Annotated in this window: 19 protein-coding genes and 1 pseudogene; 17 read left to right on the plus strand and 3 right to left on the minus strand. The window is 67.1% G+C overall.

Going from position 1 to position 25,404, the window contains the following annotated elements:
• The first annotated feature begins 40 nt into the window (after window positions 1-40).
• Together hrpA and ACTFO6_RS11105 are read left to right on the plus strand one after the other, a co-directional pair.
• Complete coding sequence (gene hrpA / locus ACTFO6_RS11100) at window positions 41-3,862, plus strand: ATP-dependent RNA helicase HrpA (RefSeq protein WP_439934592.1); 3,822 nt, start codon at window positions 41-43, stop codon at window positions 3,860-3,862.
• Window positions 3,863-4,022: 160 nt separating this feature from the next.
• Window positions 4,023-4,469, plus strand: coding sequence for a hypothetical protein (locus tag ACTFO6_RS11105; protein WP_439934522.1), 447 nt, complete (start codon window positions 4,023-4,025; stop codon window positions 4,467-4,469).
• A 115-nt stretch (window positions 4,470-4,584) separates the two neighbouring features.
• Here ACTFO6_RS11105 and ACTFO6_RS11110 read toward each other — a convergent pair.
• From ACTFO6_RS11110 to thiI, 3 genes and pseudogenes are all read right to left on the minus strand, one after another.
• Window positions 4,585-4,791 (minus strand): annotated as a pseudogene (locus ACTFO6_RS11110) (DM13 domain-containing protein); the annotation flags it as partial.
• 12 nt (window positions 4,792-4,803) lie between these two features.
• A complete protein-coding gene (locus ACTFO6_RS11115) occupies window positions 4,804-5,067 on the minus strand; it encodes a hypothetical protein (protein ID WP_439934523.1) in 264 nt (87 codons plus the stop codon).
• Between the two features lie 4 nt (window positions 5,068-5,071).
• Complete coding sequence (thiI, locus tag ACTFO6_RS11120) at window positions 5,072-6,382, minus strand: tRNA uracil 4-sulfurtransferase ThiI (RefSeq protein ID WP_439934524.1); 1,311 nt, start codon at window positions 6,380-6,382, stop codon at window positions 5,072-5,074.
• A gap of 321 nt (window positions 6,383-6,703) precedes the next feature.
• Here thiI and ACTFO6_RS11125 point away from each other — a divergent pair, with 321 nt between their 5' ends.
• The 15 genes from ACTFO6_RS11125 to ACTFO6_RS11195 all read left to right on the plus strand — a co-directional run bounded on the left by ACTFO6_RS11125 (window position 6,704) and on the right by ACTFO6_RS11195 (window position 25,388).
• Entirely contained in the window at window positions 6,704-7,036 is a 333-nt protein-coding gene (locus ACTFO6_RS11125; RefSeq protein WP_439934525.1) for a hypothetical protein, read from the plus strand.
• Window positions 7,037-7,055: 19 nt separating this feature from the next.
• Window positions 7,056-7,343 (plus strand): hypothetical protein, encoded by a 288-nt coding sequence (locus ACTFO6_RS11130; RefSeq protein ID WP_439934526.1) that lies wholly within the window; start codon window positions 7,056-7,058, stop codon window positions 7,341-7,343.
• A gap of 686 nt (window positions 7,344-8,029) precedes the next feature.
• Complete coding sequence (locus ACTFO6_RS11135) at window positions 8,030-8,602, plus strand: ANTAR domain-containing response regulator (protein WP_439934527.1); 573 nt, start codon at window positions 8,030-8,032, stop codon at window positions 8,600-8,602.
• A gap of 303 nt (window positions 8,603-8,905) precedes the next feature.
• Window positions 8,906-10,330 carry a CmpA/NrtA family ABC transporter substrate-binding protein gene (locus ACTFO6_RS11140; RefSeq protein ID WP_439934528.1) on the plus strand — a complete coding sequence of 475 codons (1,425 nt, stop codon included), beginning with the start codon at window positions 8,906-8,908 and terminating at the stop codon, window positions 10,328-10,330.
• 54 nt (window positions 10,331-10,384) lie between these two features.
• Window positions 10,385-11,305, plus strand: a complete 921-nt coding sequence (ntrB, locus tag ACTFO6_RS11145) for a nitrate ABC transporter permease (protein WP_439934529.1) — start codon at window positions 10,385-10,387, stop codon at window positions 11,303-11,305.
• Between the two features lie 13 nt (window positions 11,306-11,318).
• A complete protein-coding gene (locus ACTFO6_RS11150) occupies window positions 11,319-12,110 on the plus strand; it encodes an ABC transporter ATP-binding protein (RefSeq protein ID WP_439934530.1) in 792 nt (263 codons plus the stop codon).
• A 29-nt stretch (window positions 12,111-12,139) separates the two neighbouring features.
• Window positions 12,140-13,351, plus strand: coding sequence for a nitrate/nitrite transporter (locus ACTFO6_RS11155; protein WP_439934531.1), 1,212 nt, complete (start codon window positions 12,140-12,142; stop codon window positions 13,349-13,351).
• 15 nt (window positions 13,352-13,366) lie between these two features.
• Window positions 13,367-15,124: a bifunctional protein-serine/threonine kinase/phosphatase gene (locus ACTFO6_RS11160; RefSeq protein WP_439934532.1), complete on the plus strand. Its 1,758-nt coding sequence runs from the start codon at window positions 13,367-13,369 to the stop codon at window positions 15,122-15,124.
• Between the two features lie 399 nt (window positions 15,125-15,523).
• A complete protein-coding gene (gene nirB / locus ACTFO6_RS11165) occupies window positions 15,524-17,941 on the plus strand; it encodes a nitrite reductase large subunit NirB (RefSeq protein ID WP_439934593.1) in 2,418 nt (805 codons plus the stop codon).
• A 35-nt stretch (window positions 17,942-17,976) separates the two neighbouring features.
• A complete protein-coding gene (gene nirD / locus ACTFO6_RS11170) occupies window positions 17,977-18,348 on the plus strand; it encodes a nitrite reductase small subunit NirD (RefSeq protein WP_439934533.1) in 372 nt (123 codons plus the stop codon).
• A 26-nt stretch (window positions 18,349-18,374) separates the two neighbouring features.
• Window positions 18,375-21,086, plus strand: a complete 2,712-nt coding sequence (locus ACTFO6_RS11175) for a nitrate reductase (protein ID WP_439934534.1) — start codon at window positions 18,375-18,377, stop codon at window positions 21,084-21,086.
• A 51-nt stretch (window positions 21,087-21,137) separates the two neighbouring features.
• Window positions 21,138-21,899, plus strand: a complete 762-nt coding sequence (gene cobA, locus ACTFO6_RS11180; protein ID WP_439934535.1) for a uroporphyrinogen-III C-methyltransferase — start codon at window positions 21,138-21,140, stop codon at window positions 21,897-21,899.
• 322 nt (window positions 21,900-22,221) lie between these two features.
• Window positions 22,222-23,679: an allophanate hydrolase gene (gene atzF, locus ACTFO6_RS11185; RefSeq protein ID WP_439934536.1), complete on the plus strand. Its 1,458-nt coding sequence runs from the start codon at window positions 22,222-22,224 to the stop codon at window positions 23,677-23,679.
• Window positions 23,680-23,739: 60 nt separating this feature from the next.
• Entirely contained in the window at window positions 23,740-24,558 is an 819-nt protein-coding gene (locus ACTFO6_RS11190) for an ABC transporter ATP-binding protein (protein ID WP_439934537.1), read from the plus strand.
• Window positions 24,555-25,388 carry an ABC transporter permease gene (locus ACTFO6_RS11195; protein WP_439934538.1) on the plus strand — a complete coding sequence of 278 codons (834 nt, stop codon included), beginning with the start codon at window positions 24,555-24,557 and terminating at the stop codon, window positions 25,386-25,388. Before ACTFO6_RS11190 ends, ACTFO6_RS11195 begins: the two co-directional genes overlap by 4 nt.
• Window positions 25,389-25,404 lie beyond the last annotated feature (16 nt).

Genomic DNA, 25,404 nt, shown 5'->3' on the forward strand with positions numbered 1-25,404 from the left:
TCCCCTGCTGGAGCGCCTCTCGGCCCGACTGGCCGAGACCATGGCGCGCGACCGCCCGACCCTGGCGGCGGAGATCGCGCGCCTGGGCGCTCGGGGGAGCGACCCGGCTCGGCTGCGGATGCTGGAAGCCAGGCTGGAAGCCTCCGCCGCCCGTTTTCAGGAGCGACTGGCGCGGCTGCCCGTGCCCACGTTTCCCCCGGAGCTGCCGGTTTCCCAGAAGCGGGAGGAAATCGCCGCCGCCATCGCGGCCCACCCGGTGGTGATCGTCTGCGGGGAGACGGGCTCGGGGAAAACGACCCAGCTTCCCAAGCTCTGCCTGGAATTGAAACGGGGTGTCGCGGGGTTGATCGGCCATACCCAGCCGCGGCGCATCGCCGCTCGCACGGTGGCCGCCCGCATCGCCCGGGAGTTGGCCACACCCCTGGGCCAGGCGGTGGGCTACCAGGTGCGTTTCTCCGACAAGGTGTCGGAGACGACCTGCATCAAGCTCATGACCGACGGCATCCTGCTGGCCGAGACCCAGAGCGATCCGCTGCTTGCGGCCTACGACACCCTCATCATCGACGAGGCCCACGAGCGCAGCCTCAACATCGATTTCCTGCTGGGCTACGTGAAGCAGCTCCTGCCCGAGCGCCCCGATCTCAAAGTCATCATCACCTCCGCCACCCTCGATGCCGAGCGCTTTGCCCGGCATTTCGGCGGTGCCCCGGTGGTGGAGGTCTCCGGCCGGCTCTATCCGGTGGAGATCCGCTATCGTCCCTGGGCCGAGCCGGAGCGGGACGAGGAGCGGGATTTGACTGGCGCCATCCTCGACGCGGTGGACGAGGCCCATCGCACCGGGCCCGGAGACATCCTGGTGTTTCTCCCGGGGGAGCGGGAGATCCGGGAGACCTCCGAGGCGTTGCGCAAGCACCATCCGGCGGGGACGGAAATCCTGCCCCTCTATGCCCGGCTTTCCGCCGCCGAGCAGGAACGGGTGTTCGAGCCCTCCCGGGGACGGCGCATCGTGCTCGCCACCAACGTGGCCGAGACCTCCCTCACCGTGCCGGGCATCCGCTACGTCATCGATCCGGGCTACGCCCGCGTCAATCGCTACAGCTACCGCAACAAGGTTGAGCAACTTGTCACCGAGAAGATCTCCCAGGCCTCCGCCAACCAGCGGGCGGGCCGCTGCGGGCGGGTGGCGAGCGGGGTGGCGATCCGCCTGTACTCGGAGGAGGACTTCAACGCCCGGCCCCGTTTCACCGACCCGGAGATCCTGCGCTCGTCCCTCGCCTCCGTCATCCTGCGCATGCAGGCGTTGAACCTGGGCGAAGTGGAGTGCTTTCCCTTCGTGGACCCGCCGGCGCCCAAGGCTATCGCCGACGGCTATCAGCTCCTCGCCGAGCTGGGCGCCATGGACGAGAACCGCCGCATTACCAAGATTGGCCGGGAGCTGGCGCGGCTCCCCATCGACCCGCGCATCGGGCGCATGATCCTCGCGGCCCGCGACGAGCATTGCTTGAACGAGGTACTCGTCATCGCCTCCGCCCTGTCGGTGCAGGACCCGCGGGAGCGGCCGCTGGAGAAGCAGCAGGCGGCGGGGGAGGCCCACGCCGAGTTCGCCGACGAGCGCTCCGATTTCCTGTCGTACCTTAAGCTCTGGAAATTTTTCGACGAAGCGCTCAAGCACAAGAAATCCAACCGCAAGCTGCGGGAAGAAATCCATGGGCGCTTCCTTTCCTACCTGCGGCTGCGGGAATGGCGCGACATCCACGGCCAGCTCCATGCCCTGGTGACCGAGATGGGCATGCGGCCGAACGAAGCCCCGGCCACTTACGAGCAGATCCACCGGGCCCTGCTGGCGGGGCTTCTCGGCAACGTCGGAATGAAGGGGGAGGGGCCGGGGGAGTACCAGGGTGCCCGGGGCATCAAGTTCCTGATCCACCCGGGCTCCGGCTTGCGGCGGAAAGCGCCCAAGTGGATCGTCGCCGCGGAACTCGTGGAAACTACCCGCCTCTACGCCCGGTGCGTGGCCGCCATCGAGCCGGAGTGGATCGAGCAAGCGGGCGCCCATTTGGTCAAGCGCAGCTACTTCGAGCCCCGCTGGGAGAAGAGCGGCGCCCAGGTGGTCGCCTGGGAGCAGGTGTCCCTCCACGGCCTCGTGGTGGTGCCGCGCCGCCGGGTCCACTACGGCCCCATCGATCCGAAGGCGTCCCGGGAGATCTTCATCCGCCGCGGCCTGGTAGCCGGCGAGTTCGACACCCGGGGCGAGTTTTTCCGGCACAACGAAAGGCTGCGGGAAGAAATCGAAGCGCTGGAGCACAAGTCCCGGCGCCAGGACGTGCTGGTGGACGAAGAGCGCATGTTCGCCTTCTACGACGTCCGCATTCCGCCCGGCGTGTACAACGGCCACTCTTTCGAGCGCTGGCGCAAAGAGGCGGAAGCGAAGAATCCCCGGCTCCTGTTCATGGCCCGCGAGGATCTCATGCGGCATGAAGCGGAAGACATCACCGAGGACCTCTACCCGGAGCGGCTGGACGTGAACGGGGTGGAACTCGGGCTTTCCTATCGCTTCGAGCCCGGCCATCCCCTGGACGGGGTCACCGCCACCGTGCCCCTCCCCTTGCTCAATCAGCTCCCCGCCGCCCCCTTCGAGTGGCTGGTACCGGGCATGCTGCGGGAGAAGTTGAACGCCCTGATCCGCGGGCTTCCCAAGTCCTTGCGCCGGGCCTTCGTGCCGCTCCCGGAATCCGTCACCGAGGCCCTGACGGCCCTGGACCGGTTCTCGAAGGCAACGCCCTTGACGGAAGCCCTGAGCCGCGTGTTGACCCGGATGCGCGGCGTGGAGGTGCCCCCGGACGTGCTGCGGGCGGTGGCGCTTCCGGCCCATCTCCACATGAACTTCCGGGTGGTGGACGAAAAAGGGGCGGAGCTCGCCATGGGGCGGGACCTGAACGCGCTGCGCCGGGCGCTGGGGGAGCGGGCCCAGGCCGCGTTCGCCCCCGAGGGCGCCTGGGAACGCCCGGGGCTCGAGCGCTGGGGCGACCTGGAGCTGCCGGAAGCGGTGGAATTCCGTCGCGGCGGGCATGTCCTCATAGGTTACCCGGCCCTGGTGGACGAGGGAGAGTCGGTGCGGCTTACCCTGTTGGAGACCGCGGAAAAAGCGGCGGCGGCATCTCGCGCGGGGATCAACCGCCTGTTCCGCTTGGAGCTCAAAGAGCCGTTGAAGCAGATGGAGCGGAGGCTACGGGACGCACCCCAGCTCGCCATGCTCTACGCCCCTTACGGGGACGGGGAAGCGCTCAAGGAGGAGCTCGTCTCGGCGATCGCCGACCGGGCGGTATGGAGCGACGAATCCCCGATCCGGACCCGCCGCGATTACGAGGCCCGGGCCAAGCAGGTGCGGGCCAAGCTCCCGGTGGTGGGAGAAGAGTACATCCGGCTTCTCACCCAGATCCTGACCGAAGCCCAGGCGGCGAGAAAACTGCTGGCGAGTCCCGCCGCGCGGGCGTGGAAACACGTAGCGCCGGATGTGACCTGGCAACTGGACTCCCTGGTCCGCCGGGGCTTCCTCGCTGCCACGCCGTACCCGCGCCTCGCGGAATACCCGCGTTACCTCAAGGCCGTGCAGCGGCGGCTGGAAAAGCTGCGGGACTTCGGCGAGCGAGATGCCAGGTGGACGAGGGAAATCCAACGCCTGGCGAGCGAATGGCAGCAACGCCTGGAGCGCAGCCGCAAGACCGGCGCCCCCGACCCCCGGCTGGAGGAATTCCGCTGGATGCTGGAAGAACTGCGAGTGTCGCTCTTCGCCCAGGAGTTGAAGACCCCTTATCCCGTGTCGGTGAAGCGGCTCGAGAAGTTTCTCGCGGGTTTGCGCTGAGGAGCCGGCGTCGGCTGGGGCGAACGCTGGTACCATAGGGCCGCTGGAGGAAAGGCCCATGGAGATTCGGAATCGACCGGAGGCGGGCGAGGGCGACGGCGAGCGGATCGCCCGGGCGCGCCGCAAGGCTTGAGCCGGCCAAAAGAGGGGAGGATCGCCGATGGAGAGCGAGACCGAGCGCGACTGGCAGAGCTACCGCTTGCTCATGGATCTCTGGGCACGGGAAAACGTGATCAAGACCCAAAAGCTGCAGGTCCTGCTGCTGGCCAACGCCTTGCTGGCGATCGGGGTGGAGCTGGCGTTCGCCACGGATGCCCAGTCCTGGCCTATCTTCATCTACCTGGCCGGCTTCGTCGTCTCCCTGGTGTGGGTCTTCTCTATCGGCCGCACCGTCCTTTTCCAGGACGTGTGGGGCGCGAAGCTCGACGACCTGGCGGCCCGCTACCCGGGGGACGCTCGGTTTCACCTGCACGAAGGCGGTGCGGCCCTGGCGCGCGCCAAGCTCATCCACCGGGTCGCCGGTGCCGTGCCGTCGAAGTATTACCTGATCGGCGCGCCGGCGCTCTTTACCCTGTTTTGGCTGTACGTGCTACTGGGGCAGTTCTGAGGGCAAACGCCGCGCTGAACGGGGCGAGGCTCTGCCCCGGAGAGAAGGCAGCCCCGCGGGACGCAACGGTCAGTCGAAGTCAAGGATTTCTCCCAGCCAGGACTTGCGCCGCCGGCTAGAACGGATCGAGGGGTGCCGGCGAGATGAGCACGCCGAACTGCTCGCACCAGATCACCATGCTCTCGTAATTGGAAAGGTCCATGCCTTCCGGAATCGGGTAGTTCTGGCTACCCTTGAATACCTTGAGCCGTCCGAGATCCACGTACATGGTTCTGGCCGCGTCGGTGTCGGGCATCACGTTCTTCTCGGGCACCAGGTAGACGTGAAACTTCGGTCACGGGCCCACTTCGAAATTGCTTTCCAGGTGCACCAGGTCCCGATACACCGTCACCCGCCCCTTGCCGTAATGGATCGGATCTGAGGGATTGGCGTGGATGAAGGTTCCCCTTGCCACCACCTGGCGGCCGACGGGGTTGTTCACCTGTTCCGTCGCGACGATGTCGGCGAGGAAGATGTACGGATAGGCGAAAATGCCGGCGGCAAAGCCTGCGATGGCGCCGAGCAGGCCGCCGATGATCAACACCAGAAACGTTTTCATGGCGTCACTCCTCGAGGGCGGGGCCAGCCTGATGGGCCGGGTTCCGGTCGGCACCTGCCATCCCGGTTGCCGAGAGGCCCACAGGCTCTTGGATCCGCTCCCCGCAGTCGAAGGTGAAGCAGATCGCTTCCGTCAGGGTCTGCTCCACCAGGACGCCGTAGTCGGGGAAGAGTTCGGACTCCAGAGCGCTCACCTCTTCGTGCCGCGAGGCGGTCCGCGGCTGGGGAGAGAGGAGGGAGCAGCAGTCCTTGTACGGCCGGATGGAGGTCTCGTAGGTCCCGATCGCGCGGGCGAGGTCGATGATCTCCCGCTTGTCGTAGGCGAGGAGAGGCCTGAGGATCGGCAGCTCCACCGCCGCCGACATGGTGACCATGTTCTTGAGGGTTTGGGAGGCTACCTGGCCCAGGCTGTCCCCCGCCACCAGGGCCGGCGCGCCGAGGCGCCGGGCGAGCCGCTCGGCCACGCGGGCGGCGAAGCGGCGAAACAGCACTTGCTCGTAGGCGCTGCGGCGCTGGAGCAGCCCGATGTCGAAGCGGGCCGAAGGCACGACAAACAAGCGTGAGCGCAGCGTGTAGCGGGACAGCAGCCGCGCCAGCTCCGCTACCGGGCTCGCCGCCACGCTTTCCTGGTCGATGCGGGTCGCCGCCACGTGCAGGAAATCCACCCGGCAGCCCCGCTTCGCCATGAGGTAGGCTGCCACCGGAGAGTCGATCCCGCCGGAGAGGAGGGCCAACACCCGCCCGCTCGCGCCCACCGGCAGCCCGCCGATGCCTTCCACCCGGTCGGTGAAGAGGTAGGCGGCCTCCCGGGCGATGTGCACGCCGAAAACCCGATCAGGGGATTCCAGGTTCACCTTGGACCAGCCGGAGCCCGCGATGATCGCCGCGCCGAAGCGCCGGGCGAGCTCGCTGGAGTTGAGAGGAAAGCGCTTGTCGGAGCGCTTCACCCGGACCTTGAACGTCGGCTCGGGGGCCTTCGCCCGGGCGAGGGCGACCAGGGCCGCTTCGAGGCGCTGGACGTCCGTTTCGCTCCAGCCTGCGGCCGGCCGGGGAAAGGAATAGGCGGGAGCGAACCAGGCGATGCCCGGCACCTGGGCGACGGCGGTCACCAGCCGCTCCAGCTCGGCGCCGGGCGGGATCTCCACGTACAGGCCGTCGTGGGTCAAGCGCGCCCGGGCCGCCGCGCCCGCCCGGCGCAGCCGGTGCTCAATGTTCTGGCGCAGCAACTCGGCGAAGCGGGGCCGGTTCTGGCCCTTGATGCCGATTTCGGCGTAGTGCACCAGCAGCCGGTCGGGCGTGCCGAGCACGGGGCTCACGCTCAGCGCTTCCGGAGTCCCGGGCGCGGGGGGATGAACAGCGTGGATTTCGGCGCCCATGGATCGGAGATCTCGCTTCCTATTCGAACCTAGCAGGCATCGGGTGGGCCGGGAGGCGACAAACGCCGCGCCGGCTCTCGAAAGTTCGCGGCAGGCGGCGTTGCTCGTGCTCCGGTCCCACGGCGCGCAAGGTCGTTATTCTAAGCGCGCCGTGGGCCGCCGGGAAGGACGGCGGTGGAGCGGCTCCCCGGTGTTCTGGCGCTCGCGCATCGGTTAGCATTCTTCCATTGTGTTAGCCCGAGATGGCATCGAGAGGAGCCCATGGCCATTGAGCTCATGCCGATCCTGAAGTCCATCGGACCGCTCGTGTCCGTCGCCGAACGCATCGTCTCCTCGTGGATGACGGCCCGCAGCACCGGGCGGGAGCGGGACTTGAGCGCCCGGCTCGAGGCGCTGGAGCGCCATTTCACCGACCAGGCGAGGCTTACCGCCGAGCTTGCCGAGCAGATCCAGCGCCTGGCCCAGGCGCTGGAGAAGCAGGTCAACGCCAACGAAAGTCTGGAGCGGGCCTTGCGCGCTTCCCGCATGGCTGCGGGCGCCGCCCTGGGATTGGCGGCGGTGGCCCTGGCGGCAGCACTGGGGGCCGCGGGATAGATCTACCCGGAGAAGCCCCATGGGCATGCGCGACGCCTACCTGCGCTCGATCGGTTCCCGCCTGCGGGCCTGGGAAGCCGAGATCGATCGCCTCGAGCGCCGGGCCGCGCAACTTTCCGAAAGCGGCAGGCTGCGGGCCGACGAGCGGGTGCTCGCCCTGCGGCGCCAGGCCCGGGAGCTCGAGCGCCTGGTGCGGCGGCTTCCGGAAGCCCGGGACGCCGTCTTCGAAGACCTGAAGCACGAGGTCGAGCGTGCGGCCCGCAGGCTCCGCGATGCCGTGGAGGCCGCCAGGACCGAGTTCCTCTGAGTCGGCGTTCCGCGGCGGCAGCCGGCCCATGGCGTTGCGTATGGGCCTGCCTCACCATGCGCATCCCGTAGACATAGGCGACGGGATGCGCGAACGATAACGGATGTATTCCCAGGAGGGAGGCCTCGGGCATGGTCATCGCCACAAGCATGAGACCGAGGAGCGTCACCAGCATCGCCCTCTGCATGATGTTGGCCACGAATGTCGCGGCGTGCTCCAGATTGGCGCGCGGGTACGCGATGCGCTTCGCTGCGCTCCACGCACCCTGTTCGATGTTGGGATAGGTTCTGGTGTCGTGTCCTGCAAGTTGCTTGTCGTGACGGGGCACTGACGTCTCGACTTGGTGCATCGTCAAAGCGCACCGCACCACGGCGGGGCGGCGATGCCTCTGTCTTCGCCCACGGGCTGATTCTCCGGTCGCTTCGTATTCCGATTGAAATCAAGGCGCTCCTCCCGCCGCGTTGCGGGTGGCACAGACGTTGCGTTTGGGTTTTGGAAGCGAGCAGCGGCGGTGCGAGCCCGCGAGCCGTTGCGTGCCGCTGCCGCTGTGGAGCGGCGCCGAACGATTGTGACCAGCAGGGGTCCCGCGTGGACAACGAAGTCCTTCCTGACTGGCAGGCGGGGTGGATTTTTTTTATCGGTTGGAGCCGGACTTGGCGGCGCTGCTCGGAAACAACGGAGCTTCCATGCGCGTGATTCTGGTGGACGATACGGCCAGGGATGTGGGCCTGCTCAAGGAAGCCCTGACCGCGGTAGGGTGCGAGGTGGCAGCTCAGGCGCGCTCGGCTTTCGAGCTCCACGAGCTGGTCCTGAAACTCAAGCCCGATGTGGTCATCGTCGACGCCGAGTCCCCGAGCCGCGACGTGCTGGAGCAGCTCTGCGCCGTGACCCGTGCGACGCCGCGGCCCATCGTCCTGTTCACTGCCGACCGGAGCGCGCAGACCATCGAGGCGGCCATTCGGGCGGGCGTTTCGGCTTACGTGGTGGACGGCATCGACCCCGCGCGCATCGACAGTATTCTACGCGTGGCGATCGCGCGCTTCGAGGCGGACCAGGCGCTCAGACGGGCGCTGGCGGAAGCGCAAACGCGGCTCGACGAGCGCAAGGTGGTCGAGCGCGCCAAGGGCGTCATCATGAAGGCGCGTGGCGTCGATGAGGAGGAGGCGTACCGCCTCCTGCGCAAGATGGCCATGGACAGGAAGATGCGGCTGGCGGACGTGGCGCGGGATGTGATCGATTTCATGAAGCGATTGGGCTGATTTGGTGCAGCGGCGCACCGCGATGGTGCGGGCGGCATGGCGGGCACGGCCGGCGATGGCGGGATCGGCCTGCAACACCTTGGCACGTCTGGAAAAATGCGGGATGCGGGGAGCTGGCATGCTCCCTGCATGAAAGGCCTTCGGGCAAGCGTTCCAGCGTCGGAGCGCAGCCGCTGGGCGGAGCGCGGGAAAGACCGGCCCGGCGGAAGGACAAAGGCGTCCTGAATTGTGGAGCAAACCGCAATGTCAGGGCGCTTTCTTTTTTTGTGTTGTCTTTTGGGTGACCTGTTTCGAGGAGACGAAATGACCGAAAGCACGCATTGCAACGGCCATCCGGGGCCTGTCAACCCGGAGCGGCGCCGCGTGATCAAGCTGGCCGGCGTGGCGGCCGGCGCCTCCATCCTGTCGCTGGTGCCGCCCGCCATCCGCTCGGCCGCGTGGGCGGCAGGCTCCGAAGGTCTGGAGAAGACCAAGCTCATGCTCGGCATCATTCCCCTCACCGACTGCGCGCCCATCGTGGTGGCATTCGAGAAGGGCTACTTCAAGAAGTACGGCCTCGACGTCACGGTGTCGAAGGAGGCTTCCTGGGCCAACATCCGGGACAAAGTGGCGATCGGCGCGCTGGATGGCGCCCACATGCTGGCTGGGATGCCGATCGCCGCCTCCCTCGGAATCGGCGCCACGCCCAAGCCCACCATCACCGCCTTCAGCATGGATCTCAACGGAAACGCCATTACCGTCTCCAACGAGCTCTACGAGCGGATGGTGGAAGCCGATCCGGCGGCGATGAGCGAGCGCCCCTTGAGTGCTCGGGCGCTCAAGAAAGTGATCGACGCGGACAAGGCCGCGGGAAAGCCGCCCATGACCTTCGCCATGGTTTTCCCGGTGTCGACCCACAACTACGAAATCCGCTATTGGATGGCTTCCGCGGGCATCGATCCCGACAACGACGTGCGGCTGATCGTCATTCCGCCCCCGCAGATGGTGGCCAACTTGAACGCCAAGAACATCGTCGGCTATTGCGTCGGCGAGCCGTGGAACTCGCGAGCGGTGGAAATGGGCATCGGCCGCGTGCTTGTCACCAACTACGAGATCTGGAACAACAACCCGGAGAAAGTGTTCGGCGTGAACCTGGAGTGGGCGGAGAAGCACCCCAACACCCATAAGGCAGCCATCAAGGCGCTGATCGAGGCGGCCCAGTGGATGGACAAGCCGGAAAACCGCATGGAGGTCGTGAAAATCATCTCCCAGAAGGCCTACGTGAACGCGCCGGAGGACGTGGTGAAGATGTCCATGACCGGCACCTTCCGCTACGCGAAGGAGGAACAGCCCCGGCCGCTCCCGGACTTCAACGTCTTCTACCGCTACGCGGCCACGTTTCCCTGGCAGTCCCACGCGGCGTGGTTTCTCACCCAGATGTTGCGCTGGGGCCAGATTGAAACGCCCATCGACATCAAGAAAACGGCCGCTTCCGTGTATCGGGCGGACCTTTACCGGCAAGCGGCCAAGGAGCTGGGCGTTCCCTATCCCACCATCGACCACAAGCCGGAAGGTGTCCACCAAGGCAAGTGGACGCTGACCCAGGCCACCCAGCCCATCGAGATGGGCCCGGACTTGTTCTTCGATGGCATGCGCTATGACCCGAGCAAGCTCATGCAGTACTTGGCCGGGTTCAAGATCAAGAACATGAAGGCGGCGATGTCTGATCTGGCGAAACTGAATGCGTAGCCGCTTCGGGCCGATGCACCCGCGGCTGCGGCCGATCAAACCGGAGAGCTCACCATGACCGCAAAACCTGTCAACCTGGCAATGGTCGTGCGCGAGGAACGACGGGCGGAGACGCGAGACCCGACGCCGCGATCGCGCGGCGCACCGCGCGTGGCGCCCGCCAGCGTGGGGCGCAAGCCCGAGTCTCGGCTGGCTGCAAAGACGGCCGCGGCTCTGACTTCCATGTCCCTGGCGGGACTGACTTTCCTCATCGTGCTGGGGGCTTGGGCCTTCATGCAGGAGCACATCGCTACCGAGCTTCCCACGCCGGGCCAGACCTGGGATCGGGCCGTCGAGCTGCTTGCCAATCCGTTCTATGACAACGGACCCAATGACAAGGGAATTGGCTGGCAGCTTGCCTATTCGCTGGCGCGGGTCGGGGCGGGGTTCGGCCTCGCGGCGCTCGTGGGGATTCCGGTCGGCTTCCTCATGGGCATGAGCGTTACCTTCCACCGGGCGTGGCAGCCGCTCATCCAGGTGCTGCGGCCGGTGAGCCCCCTGGCGTGGCTGCCCATCGGGCTGCTTCTATTCAAGGCGGTGAACCCGTCGGCGGTGTTCGTCATCTTCATCACCAGCATCTGGCCCATGATCATCAATACGGCGGCGGGGGTGCGGGCGGTGCCGAAGGATTATCTCAACGTCGCGGCCGTGCTCAAGCTGGGGCCGCTGGAGATCGCGCGCAAGGTGATGCTGCCGGCAGCGCTCCCTTACGTGATAACCGGCATGCGTCTGTCCCTCGGCATCGCGTGGATGGTGATCGTCGCTGCCGAGATGCTGACCGGCGGAATCGGCATCGGCTTCTTCGTCTGGGATGAGTGGAACAACCTCTCCGTGCCCAGCATCATCGTCGCCATCGTCTTGATCGGCGCTGTCGGAATCGTGCTGGAAGCGGTGATGAACGCGCTCTCGCGCCGCTTCGACTACAACGCCCGCTGAAGGAGTGCGCACCGTGTCTTCCTATCTCCAGCTCGAGCGGGTCGGCATGACCTTCCACACGCCTACGGGCGCATATTGCGCCGTGGAGAACGTGGATCTGGCCGTGGACAGGGGCGCTTTTGTTTCCATCATCGGCCATTCCGGGTGCGGCAAGACCACGGTGCTCAACATCGTGGCAGGCCTTCTTGAGGCGACCGAGGGCATCGTGCTTTTGGACGGGCGCGAGGTGCGCGGCCCCGGCCCCGACCGGGCCGTGGTGTTCCAGAACCACTCCCTGCTGCCGTGGCTGACGGTGTACGAGAACGTGCGGCTGGCGGTGGACAAGGTGTTCCGCGACCGCAAGACTCGCGCCGAGCGCCACGAGTGGACGCTTTACAACTTGGAGCTCACCCACATGGCGGCCGCCAAGGACAAGCGTCCTTCGGAGATCTCCGGCGGCATGAAGCAGCGCGTCGGAATCGCGCGGGCGCTTGCCATGGAGCCCAAAGTGCTGCTGATGGATGAGCCCTTCGGCGCGCTGGATGCCCTGACGCGGGCCCACTTGCAAGACTCGGTGATGGAAATCCATGCCCGGCTCGGCAACACCGTGCTCATGATCACCCACGACGTGGACGAGGCGGTGCTTCTGTCGGATGCCATCGTGCTAATGACCAACGGACCCGCCGCGACGGTGGGAGAAGTGGTGCCGGTGGACTTGGCGCGTCCCCGGGACCGGGTGGCCCTGACGGCCGAGGCGCGCTACCACCAGTTGCGGGGCCGTGTGCTTGAGTTCTTGTACCGGCGCCAGATGCGCCCGGCGGCTTAACATCCCTGGATCGAAAGGAATCGAATCAAATGAAGGCAGGCTTCTGGAAGTCGGGCCACGCGCCCACGCTGCTGGCGGCGTTTCTTTACTTCGATTTAAGCTTCATGGTGTGGGTGATTCTGGGTCCGCTGGCGGTGCAGATCGCGGCGGACCTGGGGCTCACCGCGAGCCAGAAGGGACTCCTGGTGGCAACTCCCGTGCTCGCTGGCGCGTTGCTGCGCATCGTCATGGGGGTGCTGGTGGATCACTTGAAGCCCAAACGCGCCGGTGTGGTCGGACAGGTCGTGGTGATGGCCGCCCTCGCGGTGGCATGGCTGTGGGGCATTCACACGTTCCAGCAGGCGCTGCTCCTGGGCGCGTTCCTGGGGGTCGCGGGCGCCTCCTTTGCGGTGGCGCTGCCGCTTGCTTCCCGTTGGTATCCTCCCGAGCACCAGGGAACCGCCCTGGGCATCGCGGGCGCCGGCAACTCCGGCACGGTGCTGGCAGCGCTCTTCGCCCCCGGGCTCGCCCAGGCGTTCGGGTGGAACAACGTCTTCGGTCTGGCCTTGATCCCGCTCGGCATCGCGCTTGTGATCTATCTGGCGCTCGCCAAGGACAGCCCGGAATGCCCGGCGCCCAAGCCGCTTGCCGAGTACTTGCGCGTGCTTAAAGATCGGGACGCCTGGTGGTTCATGTTCTTCTACAGCGTCACTTTCGGCGGCTTCGTCGGTCTGGCCTCGTCGCTGACCATCTATTTCAATGACCAGTACGGTCTTGACGCCGTGTCGGCCGGCTATTTCACCGCCGCGTGCGTGTTCGCCGGCTCCTTGGTGCGTCCTGTGGGCGGGGCGATGGCGGACCGCTTGGGCGGAATCCGGTCGCTGCTCGCCATGTATACGCTGGCCTCGCTTCTGATCGGGCTGGCGGCCACCGGCTTGGGCCAGGCATGGATGGCGCTTTCGGTGTTCGTCGCGGCGATGCTGTGCCTCGGCATGGGCAACGGTGCCGTGTTCCAGCTGGTGCCCCAGCGGTTTCGGAAGGAGATCGGCGTCATGACGGGGCTGGTGGGCATGGCGGGCGGGCTGGGCGGCTTCTTTCTCGCCTCCAGCCTGGGCTACTCGAAAGAGCTGACCGGAGACTATCAGCTGGGGCTGCTTGTCTTTGCGGGACTGGGATTGCTGGCGCTCGCGGGGCTCTACGGGGTGAGGACCCGCTGGCGCACCACTTGGGGCGCGCCTCACATGACCGCCGCCAGGGTTTGAGCGTTTTCACCTTCCATGGTCAGCGCTGCGTCCGAATCCATCCGCCAAGCCGCGCCGCCCGGGCAGAGCGCGGCCGCGCGGCTCGAGGTGGAATTCGGCCACGCGACCGAGGCGGGCCGGCGCAGCCGCAACGAGGACTGCTTCGGCGTCGTCACCCCCGAGGACGAGCAACGCTGGTCCAAGGGCCTCGCCTTCGCCGTGGCCGATGGCGTGGGCGGCAACGGCGGCGGCCGCGAGGCGGCCGAGTGTACCGTGCGCGGGGTTCTCTCAGACTACTACGCCACCCCCGAGACCTGGAACGTTCCCTACGCCCTGGACAAGGTGCTGGCGGCCATCAACCGGTGGTTGCTCGCCCAGGCGGCTGTCCATCGGGAACTCCAGGGCATGGCGAGCACCCTGAGCCTGCTGGTGCTGCGGGGCCATCGCTACTGGGTCGCCCACGTGGGCGACACCCGCATCTATTGCCTGCGCAAGCACTCCCTGGAGCGGCTCACGAACGATCACGTGTGGGAGCGGCCGGACCTGCGCCACGTGCTGCGGCGGGCGGTGGGGCTCGACCAGCACCTGGCGGTGGACTACAGCGAGGGAGAGCTCGCGGCCGGGGACGTGTTCCTGCTCGCTAGCGATGGCGTCTGGGAGCCGCTGGGTGAGCGGCGCATCCACGAGATCCTGCGCCTCTACGAGGCGCCCCGGCGCGCCGCCGAGACCCTGGTGCGGGAGGCGCTCGCCCGGGGCGGCCACGACAACGCCACTGCCCTGGTGGTGCGGGTGAGGGAAGTGCCACCCCGGGAATGGCGGGATCTTGCGGACCTGGGTCGCCAGCTTCCCCTGCCGCCGCGGCTGAGGCCCGGGCAGCGCATCGACGATTTCGTGGTGGAGGCGCTACTGCACGAATCCCGGGCGACGCTGCTTTACCAGGTGCGGCACGGGGAAAGCGGCCAGGCCCTGGTGCTGAAAACTCTGCAGCCCGCCTTGCGGGACGACCGGGAAAGCCTGGAGGCGCTTCTGTCCGAAGAATGGCTCGCTGGGCGGGTGCTGGCCCATTACTTTCCGCAGGTCGTTCCGCTGCCTCCGGGCTCGCGCCGCTTTCTCTATTACGTGATGACCTATCACCCGGGAGCCACGCTGCAGCAGCACCTGGACCGGGGCAGGCACTTCAGCGTGGCGGAGGCGGTTTCTATCGGCATCCGTCTGGGCAAGGCCTTGGGCCACCTGCACCGCATGCGGGTGCTGCACCGGGACCTGAAGCCCGCCAACGTCCACCTGGGGGCCGACGGCCGGCTGCGGGTGCTAGACCTGGGGGTGGCGCTCCACGCCGGGGAAACGGCCGGGGCTTCCCCGGCAAACCCCGGCACCCCCAGCTACATGGCGCCGGAGCGCGTCGCCGGAGAACCCGCCAGCGTGCAATCGGATCTCTATGCCGCCGGGGTGAGCCTTTACCACCTACTCACCCGCCGTTATCCCTACGGCGAGATCGAGCCGTTCCAACGCCCGCGCTTCGGCGATCCAGTTCCCCCGTCCCGCTACCGGCCGGATATCCCCACCTGGTTCGAGGACGTGATCCTGAAAGCGGTGGCTCGGGACCCGCGGCACAGGTTCGAGACGGCGGAGGAGATGGTGCTGGCCCTGGAACGGGGAGACCAGCGGCCAATCGGGGTGCGGCGCGCGACCCCCCTGGTGGAACGCGATCCCCTGGTGCTGTGGCAATGGGCGGCCCTCGCTTCTTTGGCGGTGAACCTGATCCTGATCTACTTGCTCATGGCGGGGGCTTGAGCGGCACCATAGGCGTGCATCGCCGGCCAGAGCGCACCGCTCCGGTGCACTGAGCCGGAGCGACCCCAGGGGTGCGGAGGCGCAAGATCCGATCCCCGTGGGAGAAAAACCGTCTCCGGCCCTTTCCCGGCGCCTGGCACAGCAGTTGCTAAACAGGGAGTGAAGCGGGGGAGCGCGAAGGGTTCCCCCACGGGCTTCCGGCCAACGGCGGCCGAGCGATCAGACCCCAGCCCGATCGGCTAAGGGACGGAAGTTCTCGAGGACAAAGGCGTCCACGACCGTCGGACGGGCGGTTTCCGAGGTCTTGGGCGCTTTTTCGTTCATGGCCGGCATGGGATGAATCGCCTGAAGAAGGAGGGTGCGGTGATCAGACCGAGACTCGTGGTGGTGGGCAACGGCATGGCCGGGGTGCGGACCCTGGAGGAGCTGCTCAAGCTCGCCCCCGATTTGTACGACATTACCGTATTCGGCGCGGAAGCCTATCCCAACTACAATCGCATTCTGCTCTCGCCGGTGCTGGCGGGGGAGCAGACCCTCCAGGACATCATCCTAAACGATCTGGATTGGTACGTTCAGCACGGGATCCATCTCCACCTCGGCAAAAGGGTCGTGAAGATCGACCGGGTGAAAAGGGTGGTGGAGGCCGAGGATGGCACCCAGGCGCCCTACGACCGGCTACTGCTCGCCACTGGCTCCAACCCGGTGATCCTGCCCATTCCCGGCAACGACCTGGATGGGGTCATCACCTACCGGGACGTGGAGGACACCCACGCCATGATCGAGGCAGCGGCCAGACATCGCCATGCGGTCGTGATCGGCGGGGGGCTGCTGGGACTGGAGGCGGCCAACGGGCTCAAGCTCCGGGGCATGGACGTGACCGTGGTCCATCTCATGGAGTGGCTGATGGAACGGCAGCTCGACCCCACGGCGGCGGGACTGTTGCAGAAATCGCTGGAGGCACGGGGCCTCAAGTTCCGGCTGAAGACCCAGACCAAGGAAATCGTCGGCGGCGAAGACGGGCGGGTGAAAGCGGTGCGTTTCGCCGACGGCACCGAGCTTCCGGCGGAGCTGGTGGTGATGGCGGTGGGTATCCGCCCCAACACGGCGCTAGCTGAGGCGGCGGGGCTGCATTGCCACCGGGGGATTGTGGTGAACGATACCATGCAAACGTTCGATCCGCGCATCTACGCGGTGGGCGAGTGCGTGAGCCACCGGGGCGTCACCTATGGACTGGTGGCGCCCCTGTTCGAGCAGGCGCGGGTGTGCGCCAACCACCTGGCCATGATGGGCATCGGCCGCTACGAGGGCTCGGTCACCTCCACCAAGCTCAAGGTGACCGGCATCGACGTGTTCTCCGCGGGCGATTTCATGGGCGATGAGGGCTCGGAAGAGATCGTGCTCTCCGACCCGGTGGGAGGCGTGTACAAGAAGCTGGTGATTCGGGACAACGTGCTGGTGGGCAGCGTGCTCTACGGCGACACGGTGGACGGCGCCTGGTATTTCCAGTTGCTGCGCGACCGCCAGAACATCGCCGAAATCCGCGATCACCTGATGTTCGGCCAGACCCACCTGGGCAACGCTGGCCACCAGGGCCAGAACAAGGCCGCCGCCATGGCCGACGACATGGAGGTCTGCGGCTGCAACGGCGTGTGCAAGGGCGCCATCGTGAAGGCCATCAAAGAGAAAGGGCTGTTCACCCTGGAGGACGTGCGCAGGCACACCAAGGCCTCTTCCTCCTGCGGCTCGTGCACCGGGCTGGTGGAACAGATCCTCGCCTCCACCATCGGCGGCGCCTACGCGCCCCAGCCCACGGCGAAGCCCCTGTGCGGCTGCACCGATCTCACCCACGAGGAAGTGCGCAAGGCCATCCGGGAGGAGAAGCTGCTCTCCATCCCCGAGACCATGGAGTTCCTCAATTGGCGTACCCCCAACGGTTGCGCCACCTGCCGTCCGGCGCTCAACTATTATTTGATCTCCACCTGGCCCCACGAAGCCCGGGACGATCCCCAGTCCCGTTTCATCAACGAGCGGGCCCACGCCAACATCCAGAAGGACGGCACGTATTCGGTCGTGCCGCGCATCTACGGGGGGGTGACTTCGCCTCAGCAGTTGCGCCGCATCGCCGACGTGGCCGAGAAGTACCGGATCCCCACGGTCAAGATCACCGGCGGCCAGCGCATCGACCTCCTGGGGGTGAAGAAGGAGGACCTGCCCAAGGTATGGGCGGACCTGGGTATGCCCTCCGGCTACGCCTACGGGAAGGCGCTGCGCACGGTGAAGACTTGCGTCGGGAGCGAATGGTGCCGCTTCGGCGTGCAGGATTCCACCCGCATGGGCATCGAGCTGGAGAAGGCGTTCGAGCGCATGTGGGCGCCCCACAAGGTGAAGATGGCGGTCTCCGGCTGTCCGCGCAACTGCGCCGAGTCCACCATCAAGGACGTGGGCGTGATCGGCGTGGATTCCGGCTGGGAGATCTATGTGGCCGGCAACGGCGGCATCAAGGCCGAGGTGGCCCAGTTCCTGGTGAAGGTGAAAACCCACGAGGAAGTGCTCGAGTACTGCGGCGCCTTTCTCCAGCTCTACCGGGAGGAAGCCCGCTATCTGGACCGCACGGTGCACTGGGTGAGCCGAGTGGGGCTCGATTACGTGAAGTCCCGCATCGTGGACGACCCCCAGGGGCGGCGCGCCCTGTACGAGCGGCTGCTCTACGCGCTGCAGGGCGAGAAAGATCCCTGGCAAGCGTGCGTGCAAGGGGCCGCCGCCCAGGAGTTCCAGCCGGTGCGCATCGTGCCGCGGCGCGAAGCAGCGGAAGCGTAAGCGGGTCTTGTCGATCGAGCGGGGGATGCGTGGGAATGGATGCAGCAGCGATGGAAATGGAAGAGGCCGCGGCGAAGGCGGATCGGTGGATACCGGTTTGTGCCTTGGACGACGTACCGCGCCTGGGCGCCCGGGTGGTGGAAACCTCGGAGGGGAACATCGCCGTGTTCCGCACCGCCGCCGACGAGGTCTTCGCCCTCCTGGACCGCTGCCCCCACAAGGGCGGCCCCCTGTCCCAAGGGATCGTGTTCGGCCGCAAGGTGGCCTGCCCCCTCCACGGCTGGAACGTCTGCCTGGACACGGGGGAGGCGGTGGCTCCGGACGAGGGTTGCGCGCCGGTCTACCCGGTGAAGGTGGAAGAGGGGGTGATTTTTCTCCAGCTTTGCGATTCCGCGGCTCCGCGATGAGCGCCGATCGCCCCGGGTGAACGTCCATGCCCCACGTCAAATCCACCTGCTGCTACTGCGGCGTCGGCTGCGGGGTCGTGATCGAAACGGAGGGCGGGCGCATCATGGGCGTCGCCGGCGATCCGGATCATCCGGCCAACTTCGGCCGCCTGTGCAGCAAGGGCTCGACGTTGCACTTGACCGCCGGAGCAGACGGCCGGGCCCTGTACCCGGAGCTGCGGCGAAACCGCGATGAGCCGCGCCGCCGCGCGGGATGGGACGAGGCCCTGGACTACCTGGCCGAGCGCTTTGCCCGCATCGTGCTGGAGCACGGGCCGGACGCCGTGGGCTTATACATCTCGGGCCAGCTCCTCACCGAGGACTACTATGTCTTCAACAAGCTGGCGAAGGGGCTGATCGGCACCAACAACATCGATACCAACTCGCGCCTGTGCATGTCCTCGGCCGTGGCCGGGTACAAGGCGACCCTCGGCGCCGACAGCGTGCCCACCTGCTACGCCGACATCGAACACGCCCATTGCTTTTTCATCGCCGGCTCCAATACCGCTTACGCCCACCCGGTCCTGTTCCGGCGCATCGAGGAGGCGCGCCGCGCGAACCCCGCGGTGAAAATGATCGTGGTGGATCCCCGCCGCACCGACACCGCGGCGGCGGCGGATCTGCACCTTCCCATCCTGCCGGGTACCGACGTGGCGCTGTTCAACGGTATGTTGCACGTCATGGTGTGGGAAGGGCGGCTCGACACCGCCTTCATCGAAGCCCATACCACGAGTTTCGACGCCCTCAAAGACGCGGTGCGGGAATATACGCCCAAGACGGTGGCGAGCCTCTGCGGCGTGCCGGCGGAGGACATCGTGCAAGCGGCGCGCTGGTTCGCAGACTCACCCGCCACGCTCTCGCTTTATTGCCAGGGCCTGAACCAGTCGAGCCATGGCACCGATAAGAACGCAGCCCTCATCAACCTGCACCTTGCCACCGGACAGATCGGCCGGCCGGGTGCCGGTCCCTTTTCCCTCACCGGGCAGCCCAACGCCATGGGCGGGCGGGAGGTGGGCGGCATGGCGAATCTCCTCTCCGGCCACCGGGACCTGGCCAACCCGGCGCATCGCGCGGAAGTGGCGCGGCTGTGGGGCGTCGCCGAGGTGCCTGCCACACCGGGCAAGACGGCGGTGGAGATGTTCGAAGCGGCTCGCGCGGGCGAGATCAAAGTGTTGTGGATCGCGTGCACGAATCCGGCCCAATCCATGCCCGACCAGGCGCTGGTGCGCGCTGCCCTGGAGAAGGCGGAGCTGGTGGTGGTGCAGGAAGCGTACCGGGACACCGAGACCGCGGCCTATGCCGATGTGCTGCTGCCGGCCGCCACTTGGGGCGAGAAGGAAGGCACCGTCACCAATTCGGAGCGGCGCATCTCCCGGGTACGGGCCGCCGTGCCGCCGCCCGGCGAGGCGCGTCCCGATTGGGTGATCGCGGTGGATTTCGCCCGTCGCCTGGAGTGGCGCTTGCGCTTCGGCAACCGGGGAGAGCGCTTTTCCACCCTCTTTCCTTACCGCGCGCCGGAAGAGGTGTTCAACGAGCACCGGGAGACCACCCGGGGCCGGGATCTGGACATCACGGGCTTGAGCTACGCGCTGCTCGACGCCCTGGGACCCCAGCAGTGGCCGTTTCCTGCCGGAGCAGCCCGCGGCGCCGAGCGGCTCTACGCCGATGGCGTGTTTCCCACCGCCGACGGTCGCGCCCGGTTCGTGGCGACGCGCTATCGGACCCCCGCGGAATCGCCTGACGCGCGCTACCCGTTCCGCCTCAACACCGGCCGGCTGCGGGACCAGTGGCACGGGATGAGCCGCACGGGGCGGGTGGCGAGGCTGTTCAATCACGAAGAGGAACCGCTGCTGGCGATGAACCCGGAAGACATGGCGCGGCGCGGGCTGCGCGACGGCGATCTCGCGCGGGTGGCGAGCCGTCGTGGGGCGATCGTGGTACGCGTCAAGGCTTCCGAGGAGCAGCGTCCGGGCCAGGTGTTCCTGCCCATGCACTGGGGTTCCCGCTTTATGGCGGGCCACGGCACCAACGCCCTCACCGTGAGCGTTTTCGATCCCACGTCCAAGCAGCCGGAACTGAAGCACGCCGCGGTGCGGGTGGAGAAGGCGGCGCTGCCCTGGGAGCTGGTGGCCATGGCGGTGGGCGAGACACAGGCGCGCTTGACGCGCCTTCAGCCCCTCCTCGAGCGCTTCGACTGCGCGAGCTGCGGGCTGTTCGGGCATGACGTCGATTGCGTCATCCTGCGGGCCGCCAGCGCCTCGGCCGCGGACGGGGAACTGGTTGCCGAGATCGATCGTATTTTCGGCCTCGAATCCGAGGCCGGCGTGATGAGCTACGTGGACGCCCGGCGGGGGGTCGCCAAGCGGGTGCGAATCGCTGGCGGACGTCTGGCGGCGGCGCGCTTCACCGGCGAGACGGCCGCCCTGGCGTGGCTCAAGGACTGGATGACCCGGGGGGTGCCGGTGGAGGAGCTGCGCCGCTGGCTACTGGCCCCCGTGCCGGTGGCGCCGGCGGGCTTTTCCCCGCGCGGGCGCGTGGTGTGCAACTGCCTGAACGTTCCGGAGCGGGAGATCGCCGCCGCCATCGACGCCGGCGCCAACCTGCAAACGTTGCAGCAGACGCTTCAGTGCGGCACCCAGTGCGGCTCCTGCGTGCCGGAGTTGAGGCGCATGCTGGCTTCTCGCCGGCAGGCGGCGTAGCACGGAAGAATCGAACGCTATCCGATAACGGGCGGTGTCAGGCGAGCGGCCATGAACGCAAAACGTGGCAAGGTGTACCTCATCGGCGCAGGCCCCGGCGACGTGGAGCTCCTGACCCTCAAGGCGGTCCGGGCGCTGGGCGAGGCCCAGGTCATCCTGATGGACAAGCTGGTGAATCCCGAAGCGCTCCGGTTCGCCAAGCGAGACGCCCGGGTCATCCCCGTCGGCAAGCGGGGCGGTTGCCGCTCTACCCCGCAGGCGCTCATCGAACGGCTGATGGTGCGCTACGCCCGGCGCGGCTGGGTGGTGGCCCGGCTCAAGGGAGGCGACCCCTTCGTCTTCGGCCGCGGCGGCGAGGAGCTCGAAACCCTGGCCCGGGCGGGCGTCGAGGTGGAGGTGGTGAACGGCGTCACCGCCGGCATCGCCGCCCCAGCGGCGCTGGGCATCCCGGTGACTCACCGGGATTTCGCCCACGGCGTCACCCTGGTCACGGGACACGCCCGGGACGGGGCGGAGCCCGATTGGGAGGCCCTCGCGCGCTGCGGCACCACGCTGGTGATCTACATGGGCGTGGCGCGGCTTGCCTCGATCACCCAGGCGTTGCTGGAAGGCGGGCTCGCGCCGGAGACTCCGGCCGCGGCGATCCAGTCGGCCACCCTTCCCGGAGAGCGGGCGGTGGCGAGCACCCTCTCCCGCATCGCCGCCGACGCGCGGGCGGCGGGCATCGCCGCGCCGGCCATCGTGGTGATCGGGCGGGTGGCGGCGCTGGCGAGGCTTCCGGCGGACGCTCCACTGCTCCAGGCGGTGGCGTGAAACTACGCCGGTACCGGATGCTGGCCTAGAAGGGCGGAGCTGGCTCACCGGTCCTTCAGCCTGGAGGACTACTCCGGCAAATCCGGATCGTCGCGTGCAGACGCTCCCCACGAGAGCGGTGGCGCGGCGTCAGGGATCAGCACCCGTGATTCGCGGTATGGCGAAGTGGGCGGGTCCGGCACCAACGCGGTGCGCCATGCACGAACACGGTGCCTGCCCCGCCCAACCCTTTTCCGTAACGCGTTGACATAACAATCAAACTGTTCCGTGTAGGCGGTGGCACATCGTTTGCTTAAACTTTGGTACACCTACTGGTATACAAGTGAGTATCCCGATTGCCACAAGCCATCGCGGCAGCCTCCAGGGCCTGAGCTTCGACTTGGCGAGCCTTCAGGCCGCTTTTCGCGACGGGATTCTACGGCCGACTAAGCTGGTGCGGGAGATCTACCGCCGGCAGCGCTCGCTTGACGCGACCGGCCGCGCTCGCGGCGTGTGGATCACCCTGATGGACGAAGAGGAGGCGATTGCTCAAGCGCAGGCCATCGAGGCCCGTGGCGCCGGAGCGTCCCGGCAGCCCCCCCTTTACGGCATTCCTTTCGCGGTCAAGGACAACATCGACTGCGAGGGGCTTGCGACTACCGCCGCCTGTCCCGAATTCGCGTACAAGGCTTCCGCCGATGCCGCCGTCGTTGCACGCCTCAAGGCCGCGGGGGCGATTCTCGTCGGCAAGACCAATCTCGACCAGTTCGCGACCGGGCTGGTAGGAGTCCGCTCTCCTTACGGGATATGCGCGAACCCGTTCGATCCGCGGTATATCCCCGGAGGCTCCAGCTCGGGCTCGGCGGTAGCGGTGGCGCTGGGACTCGTAAGCTTTGCCTTGGGTACCGATACCGCGGGCTCGGGTCGGGTGCCGGCGGCCTTTAACAACGTAGTGGGCCTGAAGCCCACCCGCGGGCGGGTGAGCACCCGCGGTGTAGTGCCGGCGTGCCGCTCTCTCGACTGCGTGTCGATCTTTGCCCTCACCTGCGCCGACGCGTGGCGCGTCTTCCGGGTGGCGGAAGGGTTTGATCCGGCAGATCCCTTCTCCCGGGAGTGGCCGCAGGAGAGCGGGCCGGCGGCCTGCCCGGCCCCGTTCCGCTTCGGCGTGCCGCAGCCCGACCAGCAAGAGTTCTTTGGCGACGAAGGCTACCGCAGGCTCTTCGACCGCGCTCTTCAGCGACTCGTCGCCCTGGGCGGCGTTGCGGTGGAGATCGACTTCGCCCCCCTGCGCGAAGCGGCCGAGCTGCTCTATGGCGGCCCGTGGGTTGCGGAACGCTTGGCCGCCCTCGGCCCGTTCTACGCAGTTCACTCCGGTGCGTTGCACCCGGTACTGAAGGCGATCCTGGACCAGGCGGGCCGCTTCAACGCCATGGATGTCTTCCGCGCGTTCTACCGGCTCGAGGAGATCCGGCGCATTGTCGCCGCGATGTGGTCCACCATCGATGTCCTGGTTACACCGACGGCGCCCACCATCTACAAAATCGAAGACGTCATGGCCGAGCCGGTGCTGACCAACGACAAGCTCGGCACCTACACCAACTTCGTCAATCTGCTGGACCTGGCCGCGATCGCGGTGCCAGCCGGGTTTCGCGACGATGGGCTTCCGTTCGGAGTGACGTTGATCTCGCCTGCGTGGCGGGACGAAGCCCTGTGCGCCCTGGGCTCGCGGTTGCATCGCGCCACCGATGTGCCCCTGGGAGCGACCGGGCACACGCTGTCAGTGGCCGCAGAGAAGCGGTAGCCGATGGCTGCCGGCGAGGCAGTTTCGATGGTTCTATCAAATCGCCAGAAGGTAACGCCCATGAGAGTCACGCCCGAAGATCCGGCCCTGCGGCCGCGGCCCGCCGGCTTCCGGCGGCCTGCGCCGGATACCCACATCACGCTGCGCAACGTGACCAAGCGTTTCGCCGGCAGCCCGCTGTACCACGATTTCGACCTGGACATCCCGAAGCGGAAAATCACGTGCGTCTTCGGACCCAACGGGTGCGGCAAGTCCACCCTCATCAACCTGATCTCCGGGTTGGTGCCGTTGGATTCCGGCAGCGTGCTGTTCGACGGCAAGACGCTGCGGGAGACCACCATCGGCTACGTGTTTCAGAATTACCGGGATGCCCTTTTTCCCTGGCTGCGGGCGCGGGACAACATCGTCTATCCCCTCAAGATCCGGGGGCTCGGCAAGGCGGAACGGGAGCGCAGGGTGGACGAGCTGTTGGCCTCGTTCGACGTCAAGTTCGACCTCCATCGCTACCCCTACGAGCTCTCCGGCGGCCAGCAGCAATTGATCTCCATCATGCGGGCGCTGGCGCCCCATCCGGAAGTGCTGTTCCTGGACGAGCCGTTCTCGGCGCTGGATTACGAAATGACCCTCTTCATGCGGGACAAGCTGCAGGAAGTGTTCCAGGCCACGGGCACCACCATGGTGGTGGTGTCCCACGACCTGGAAGAGGCCGTCTACCTGGCCGACCAGGTCCTGCTTCTCACCCGGCGCCCGACGCGGGTGGCGGCGGTGGTGGACTTCACCGTCCCCCGCCCGCGGGACGCTCGCACTCTGTCCTGCGACGAGTTCATCCGGGTCAAGGCCCGCTGCCTCGAGATCTTCCAGCAGGAGGTGCGCCGATGAAAAGGCTCGCTGTTTTGCCTTTGCGGGCGCTTCTGATCGCGGGCGACGACGTCGCCCGGCCGCTGCCGTCCCTCGCCCTGCTGCGGCGCGTCGGCCACGGGCTGATCGGTCCGGCCGCCCTGATCCTGCTGTGGTGGGCCGCCACCGCCCTGGAGCTGGTCACCCACAAACTCCTGCCCAGCCCCTGGGGCACCTTCGGCACCCTGTTCGAGAGCCTGTGGAGCGGCACCATGCCGGGCGACTTCGCCGCCACGCTCCGGCGCACGCTGACCGCGTTCGCCGCCGCGCTGGTGGCCGGGGTGCCGGTCGGCATCGTGCTCGGCGCCAGCCAGAAGGTGTACCGATCGATCGAGTTCCTGGTCGACTTCTTCCGCTCCACGCCGGCCACCGCCATGTTTCCCCTGTTCCTGGTGATCTTCGGCATCGGCGACTTCTCGAAGATCGCCGTAGCCGCTTTCGCCGCATGGCTGGTGGTGGTGTTCAACGTGGCCTACGGCGTGATGAACGCACGTCAGACCCGCATTCTGGCGGCGAAAGTGATGGGGGCGTCCCGCTGGCGCACGTTCCGGGACGTCATGTTCTTCGAATCGTTGTCTCAGACCTTCGTGGGCCTGCGCATGGCGGTATCCATTGCCCTCGTCGTCATCATCGTGGCCGAGATGTTCATCGGCTCCAGCAACGGCATGGGCCACCGCGTCATTGACGCCCAGCAGGTGTTCGACCTGCAACAGATGTACGCCTCCATCATCGCCACGGGGATCATGGGCTACGGCTTCAACCTGTTCTTTCTCGGCATCGAAAAATGGCTGGTGCACTGGTCGGGCAAATAGGAAGTCGGAGGTTTCT

The organism is Pelomicrobium sp. G1 (assembly GCF_051905455.1).
Classification (GTDB): Bacteria; Pseudomonadota; Gammaproteobacteria; order Burkholderiales; family UBA6910; genus Pelomicrobium.